The organism is Deltaproteobacteria bacterium (genome assembly GCA_016210005.1).
Lineage (GTDB): Bacteria > Desulfobacterota > Binatia > HRBIN30 > JACQVA1 > JACQVA1.
On sequence record JACQVA010000023.1, the window covers coordinates 1 to 4,785 of the forward strand.

Annotated in this window: 3 protein-coding genes; 1 reads left to right on the top strand and 2 read right to left on the bottom strand. The window is 63.9% G+C overall.

The window, feature by feature from the left end; genetic code table 11:
- Together HY699_03735 and HY699_03740 are read right to left on the bottom strand one after the other, a co-directional pair.
- Positions 1–2,996, bottom strand: a 2,996-nt coding sequence (locus HY699_03735) for a hypothetical protein (protein MBI4514913.1), incomplete at its 3' end; no start/stop codon positions are given.
- Between the two features lie 407 nt (positions 2,997–3,403).
- On the bottom strand, positions 3,404–3,745 hold the full coding sequence (locus HY699_03740; protein ID MBI4514914.1) for a response regulator: 342 nt from the start codon (positions 3,743–3,745) through the stop codon (positions 3,404–3,406).
- A 381-nt stretch (positions 3,746–4,126) separates the two neighbouring features.
- Between HY699_03740 and HY699_03745 the strand changes: the two genes are divergently transcribed.
- Positions 4,127–4,696 (top strand): metal-dependent hydrolase, encoded by a 570-nt coding sequence (locus tag HY699_03745; GenBank protein MBI4514915.1) that lies wholly within the window; start codon positions 4,127–4,129, stop codon positions 4,694–4,696.
- Positions 4,697–4,785: the final 89 nt, after the last annotated feature.

Below are 4,785 nucleotides of genomic sequence, written 5' to 3' on the forward strand. Positions count from 1 at the left end.
ACGGCGAGCATGCCGCCGTCACCCCAGTTCACGGTCACCATCACGGTGTCGCCTGACACCGTTGGGGTAACCGTTTCGACCCAGTTCGTGTCCAACGCGCAGGTGGCGCTGATCGTCGGCGGCGGGTCGGCGGCATAGACGTTTACGACCTTGGTGGCGGTGCCACCGCTAACGCCGTACTCCTTCACGGTGAGTACGATTGTCTTGGCGCCTGCGGTTCCGTAGGTGCACGATGCGGCAACTCCGGAGCCGCTCAGGGTGCCGCCGGCGCCGCAGTTCCAGCCATACTCGTCGCAGTTGGCGCTGCTGCCGCTGCACGTCGAGGCCGAGGCGTTCATGTTGACCTTGAGCGGGTTGCCCGAGTCGAGCGCATATCCGAACGTGACGGATGTCGGAATCGCGGGCACGCCGCTGTGAATTCCGGCAGCCTTACCGGCCAGTTCGGCCTTGCTCTTGTACGAGGCGCCGTTCTTGGTGGCGCCCGATCCGGCCGAGCCGCCGTGACACTGGCCGCAGGCGAGATCGACATCGAGCCACACCGCGTCGGTGTACGAGCCGTCCGGTTCCGTGTTCGCGGTCGTAGCGCCGAAGGTCGAGTAGAGCACGGAGGTGTTGATGCGCCAGAGGTGCGGCGGGGCTTCCGTGCCGGCATCCAGGGCCATGTGGCAGGTCTCGCACGCCTCGTACGGCTTGGTCGCCATGTTTTCGAGCGGCGTTCCGGGCCCGAAGGCATGCAAGATCTTGGTCAGGTCGATCTGCGGCGCGCCTGATGCCGAGGTGCCGGAGTTGTCGTGGCACGTGGTGCACTCCCTGCGAAACGGCTCAGCCCCTGGGATGGTGCTACCGATGTCCCAGTGGACATCGTGGCAGGTCGCGCAGCTCCCCTGCGCGGTGTGGGAGTCTTCGCCTTCCTTTACCCAGTAACCGGCCGCGCCGCTCGGGCTTGCGGTGGGAGCGTTGGTGCAGTCGGCGTTGGTTGCCGTATCGAGGAAGTGTATCTTCCCGGCGGCGCCGCTTTGGTACACGGTGGAGAGGCTGCCGCCGAAGCCGACGCCGTAGCACAGGCTAGTGGCCGCGTCCCAGGTGGAATTGCCCGGATCGGCAGCGGCACATGAGGTCGCATTGTAGCGGCACGAGCCGCTTGTCCATGTGTGGCCGGCTGCTGCGCAGTTGGTCGCATCCCAGGCTATCGTGCCGGTGGTCGAATACGGCACTGAGAATTCCTCGGGTATGGGCGGGCTGTTCGTGCCGGCCTTGCAGTTATAGCCGATGAAAGTGCTGGCGTAGTTGGTTTCGTCCCGCAGGTCCGCGCCGCCATTGTCGCCGCCGTACTCGCCGTGCGGGCTGTTCAAGAACTGGTTGACAATCGGGGCCAGGTGCTGGGCGTTCTCCGCGAAATCACCGCCGGACACCGTAATGACCGCAGCCGGGGTCGTGTTGGCGCTCACGCCCAGGGTCGCGTCGCTGTGGCAATGGTAGCAGACCTGCGTAACGCCGGCGCCGGCGGTGAAGCGCTCGTGTGCTCCGGTGAGGATGAAGTCGCCATCGCTGTCCTTCATGATCTTGCCGATCTGCTCGGAGTTCGACACATCATGGCAGACCCCGCACTGCACGCCTTTAAGTCCTTGGGGATCGCCGATGGCGGCAATCACCGGATCGCTACTGTCGCCGGCATGCTTGTGGGGGGTCTCGATGTAGCCAGGCTTGTTGTATTCCGCCATGCCCCGCGATTGGTCGGAGTGGCACTTCAGGCACTGGCGGGAGACGTAGTAACCGCCACCGTTCTTACCTTCGGTGGTGATATCGACCGCGTAGTAGCACTCGTCGGAGCTGCCGCACGCGGTCCCCGATAGGACTCCGCGCACGGTCGCATCGACGGCACCCGTGGTCTTCAGCGCGGGTTCCCAGCTGAGGCCTTTGGCGACGCATTCAGCCTGGTTGGTAATTCCCGTCAAGTCGTACTTGGTCGTGGTGTTCCACGAGAGGCCCATGACCGACGAGTTGATCGCGCTCACGAACTTGCCCTTTACGCCATAGGCGTTCCGGCAAGCCGTGCCGCCCGCGGGGGGAACCGCCCCGGTAGTGGTGTTCCAGTTCCAGAAGAAGTCGCTCCAGGTGGTACCGGTGCGGGACCTACCCGTCGCGTTCTCCGGATGGAACATCGGGCAGGCCGCGTCGTTGCCCGGATCCGGCCAGGTTGCGCTCAAGGGTTTCGTGTAATCACCGCAAGTCCCGACCCCAACGTCGGTGCAACACGCATACGGCGCACCCGCGCCCGTGCAGTCGGCGTTGCCACAGGTCCCGCTGTCGGCGCTGGTGCAGCAGGCATACGGGGTCAGAGCCCCGGTACAGCTGTTATTGATGTTCGGGGAGGCGGTGAAGTTCATCTCCCTATAACAGAAGCCGTGGCCGCTGGCGGAATCCACGCCCGTCCAGATCTCGTAGTTGGAGGCATTGAACGGCGCGGCCGGGTCAGGACCATCCGGGATCGCGGGAACCGTCCCCGAGGTCGCGCCCCGGTATAGCCAGCCGTAGGCTACACACGCCGAACCGGTCGTGCCGCCCTTGGCGGTACACATCGCCGCAGTGTTGTCCAGATCCACCCTGGAGATGCCGTTGGCGCCGCTCTTACAGATTGACGACCAAGCGTGCCTCCAACCGGAGGTGCCGGGGCCAAGCAGGGCACCGACCGCTGCCGGGGCGCAGTTCGGCTGCGTCGTCATGGTGGTGAGGTTGGTGGTATAGGCCGCGCAGTCGCGGGCGTTCGTGATGTTCTTGTCAATGAGGAATTGCGCTGTTCCGCCGCTGTCTCTGATCCCGACGACGCACATGCCGTCATTCGGGTTGTCGTAGGAAAGCGGATCGGTCCCCACCGCCCCATCAAGCAGGTACACGGCCCCCGCTTGGCCGGCGTGGAATAGAGGCATGGACAGAAGGGCTAGCGCCGCAACCAGCGGAGCCCTGGCGAAAAGGGTCTTTCTCTTTCCCGTAATCATTCGTAGCTCCTTTTCTCAATAGGTCAGGGGTCGGTGGTGCGTTGCTACAGTCCAGGTCGGTCCCGGCACATGGCTTCCCCTCCTGTTGGCGCCCGAGACATGCTGTCCGCCTCCGCGACGCTTGCGGATAATGCTCCAATTAGGCTGAGCCATCCTGAGGCTCTCGGGTGTTGCGGCTCGTTCAGTGTGCGCTTGCGGCTGCATAGTTCGCTGTGACCGCCTGATCCAACATGCGTGCCGGGCAGTTTGTATTGGCAGGTCGGTCACAACCTCGCTGATGCTGCTGCCCGGCTGCGGGAAAGCCCTCAGCGGTGCGGAAATTTCCGCACCGCGCGGGGTTCAAACTGCAATGTCCTTCCAGGGGGCGGTGCTCACCGGTGGTGAGCGGAGCGGGCGCAGAGCGCGGCTCAGGCCACTGATCGGGCCTGCATCGCCTTATCGACCAAGAACTCTAACGCGTAGAAGTCGAACGGCTTATTGAGGTAGGCGTACGCGCCCAGACGCAGTGCTTCCTCGCTGGTACAGTCCTCTGCGAAGGCGGTCATCACGATTACTGCGGGTTTGGGTTCGCCCGCGTCCTTGATCCGCTTGAGCAAGCTCAAGCCGTGCCCATCGGGCAGCCGCAGGTCGAGAAACACTACGCCCGGGTGTAGTTGCCCCATCAACGCCAAGCCCTCGCTGGCCGAGCTGGCGAGTGCGACCTCATAGCCAGCTGCGCGCAGCGTCTGCTCGATCGACCACCGAATCATCTGTTCATCGTCGACAACGAGGACGGGGGCGGATGTCATTAAGCCTCGCAGCTGGTGGCTCGCTGATCAAATGGCAACTTGGGCTCGGCCAACGCTCGCGAACTGTGCAACAGCCGTGCCCCTTCACGCTGGCAACGGGCCCATTGCGCTACGCGGTTGCGCTACTGCTGTCGGTGGGGAGAAACACGCAGGTGAGCGGAGCCCGCCCGCCCCGATGCGCGCGCCGCGTCGCGGAGCGGGCTCCAGAAGTTTGCCGCCGATCTTCAGCCCAGCCGGGATTTCTGCTATCGAGCGCTGGCCGGCTCGAGGGGCCGTTGCAAAGGGCCTCGAGGCGGTGCCTCTAAAGCGCTGCCAGCGGGTACAGACAAAAGGAGGGAACTCATGGCAACCGTTCGTCTCACTTGGCTGGGCCATTCTGCCTTTCGCATCCACAGCGCCGGCGGCAAGACGTTGCTGGTCGACCCCTGGCTGCGCGGTAATCCCGCCTGCCCGGATTCGGAGAAGCAGCCGGCGGCAGTCGATGCGCTACTGATCACGCACGCCCACTTCGATCACATCGGCGATGCGGTCGACATCGCCAAGACCGCCAAACCGCAGAGCGTTGTCAGCATCTATGAGATATCGGCCTGGCTCGAACGCCAAGGGGTCGAGAACTGCGTCGGCATGAACAAGGGCGGCACTGCCGAGGTGCTGCCGGGGATCAAGGTCACGATGGTTCAGGCCGAACACTCGTGCGGTTTGCTCGATAACGGCCAGATCGTTTACGGCGGCGAGCCCTGCGGCTACATCATCGAGTTGGAGAACGGCCAGCGCATCTATCACGCCGGCGACACCAACGTCTTCGGCGACATGAAGATCATCGGCGAGCTTTATCGACCCGATGTCGCGCTGCTGCCCATCGGCGGCTTCTACACAATGGCGCCTAAGTACTCCATCTCGCAATTACGGTGACGTATTTTGATCATGCAATCACGCAGCTTTGGCAAGGGGACACTCCTTCGCGTGGAGTTTTTCCAGCAGACTGGCGAGGTCCTGCCGGG